The sequence below is a fragment of the Burkholderia sp. Ac-20392 genome (genome assembly GCF_017104585.1).
GTDB lineage: Bacteria > Pseudomonadota > Gammaproteobacteria > Burkholderiales > Burkholderiaceae > Burkholderia > Burkholderia lata.
In genome coordinates, this window is record NZ_JAAGPB010000937.1 from 1 (window position 1) to 1749 (window position 1749).

Genomic DNA, 1749 nt, shown 5'->3' on the forward strand with positions numbered 1-1749 from the left:
CGGATGCGCTAGTTCGACGCCGCCGAGGCCTTCTTCCGCCGCGACGCCCGCGACCAGCGCGGGCGCGAGGTACAGCATCCGCCAGCGCCGGCCCGTGCCGGCCTCGATCGGCGAGCCGTCGTGCATCTCGCCCGGGTTGACCATGATCGCGTCGCCGGCCAGTGCGTCGACCTGCCCGCGGCCGCTCCACGACCGGTGCGCGCCGCTGACGATCACGCCGACCCCGAATTCGTCGTGCGCGTGGCGCGGAAATGTGCGGTCGGATTCGAGGCTGATTGCCTCGATGCCTTCGCCGGTCCGTCGGTAATGGGTGACGCGGTGCATGTGCGCTCCTCGCGCCGGTGGCGGCGCGGATTTCGTGCACTTTAGCGCGTTCCGGCGCGGCGCGCCCTTCATCCTTTTGGCCGATACCGCGCGGCGCGCGCAGCCCGCACCATGTGCACATGAGCAGCGTACACGGCCCGCCGGGCCTGAAGCTGCGCGGGAGACGGCAGGTGGAACGACAGGATCCGGTATTCATTCAGGTTGGCGCGCTCGCGGACGGCTTCGCGCCGGAAGCGAACATCCTCACATCCGTCGACGCGCTCGCCGGGCGGACGCTTGCGCTCGGCGACGCATCGGGTGCGTGGCGCGTCTATACGTTCGAGCCCGGCGCGCTGCAGTGGCGTGACGCGGCGACCGACACGGGCGGCCGCGAGCCGTGCCGCGTGACGCGGCTGCGCGACGGGCTGTACTTCGTCGACTACATCGATTCGGCCGCCCGCGCGACCTCGGTCAGTCTCGTGATCGATCTCGACAACGGCGTATGGACGTCGGTCGTCGGCGTGCTGCCGACCGAAGCCGATACGCGTATCGACGCATTTACGCGAGTTGCCCGCGGGCTGCCGCTGACCGGCGTCGAGGCCGAATTCCGGCACGGCACGCTCGGCGGCCACACGCAGCCGGGGCGGCTGCACGGGCCCACGCGCGAGCTGATCGGCAAGCGGACGATGTATCGCTACAGCCCGACCGAATGCTACGAGCACATCTACCTGAACGAGAACTTCTACGCGTGGCAGTGCCTGCAGGGTGTCGAAGGCGGCCTGGCCGACGTCGATCGCTGCCATTACTTCAGGATTGCAGACGAGCTGTATCTGTTCGTGTGGCGCGAAAAGGTGGTGCCGACGCTCGGCGTCGTGCTGATCGACCTCGCGCAGCGCAAGACCGACGGCAAGATCTTCGGCTACCAGGGCGGCGATTTCGGCACGCTGTCGAACTTCCCGATCGGCGCCCACGCGCAGGTGCTGAACGACACCGTGCATCCGCTCGGCGGCGAGGCGCAGCGATGAATGCCGTGCCGGGCAGCGGCCGCCTGCGTGCGGATTTCAGCGGGCGCGTCGTGCTCGTCACGGGCGCTGCGCAGGGGATCGGCGCGGCGATCGCACGCCGTTTCGCGGAATCCGACGCGTTCGTCGCGCTTGCCGACCTGAACGGCGAGGCGGCCGCCGCGCAGGCCGATGCGCTCGCGAGCACGGGCGGCGAGGCGCGCGCCTATCGGGTGGATGCCGCCAGCCGCGACGAACTGGGCGCGCTGGTCGCGGCGGTCGAGCGCGACGGTGGCCGGCTCGATGTCGTGGTCCACAATGCCGCGTATTTTCCGCTGACACCGTTCACGCAGATCGACGAGCCGACACTCGACCGGACGCTGTCGGTCAACCTGTCCGCGCTGTTCTGGCTCGCGCAGGCCGCGTTGCCGGCGTTCGAGCGCGC

The 1749-nt window shown here is 70.0% G+C and carries 3 protein-coding genes; 2 read left to right on the plus strand and 1 reads right to left on the minus strand.

The window, feature by feature from the left end:
- Nucleotides 1–324: AraC family ligand binding domain-containing protein (locus G3N99_RS39885; RefSeq protein ID WP_206125151.1), on the minus strand; the 324-nt coding region annotated here is incomplete at its 3' end.
- Nucleotides 325–494: 170 nt separating this feature from the next.
- On the opposite strand from G3N99_RS39885, the gene G3N99_RS39890 reads away from it, so the two are divergent.
- Both G3N99_RS39890 and G3N99_RS39895 read left to right on the plus strand, forming a co-directional pair.
- Complete coding sequence (locus G3N99_RS39890) at nt 495–1328, plus strand: molybdenum cofactor biosynthesis F family protein (protein ID WP_206125153.1); 834 nt, start codon at nt 495–497, stop codon at nt 1326–1328.
- Nucleotides 1325–1749: SDR family NAD(P)-dependent oxidoreductase (locus G3N99_RS39895; protein ID WP_206125152.1), on the plus strand; the 425-nt coding region annotated here is incomplete at its 3' end. The genes G3N99_RS39890 and G3N99_RS39895, both read left to right, overlap by 4 nt.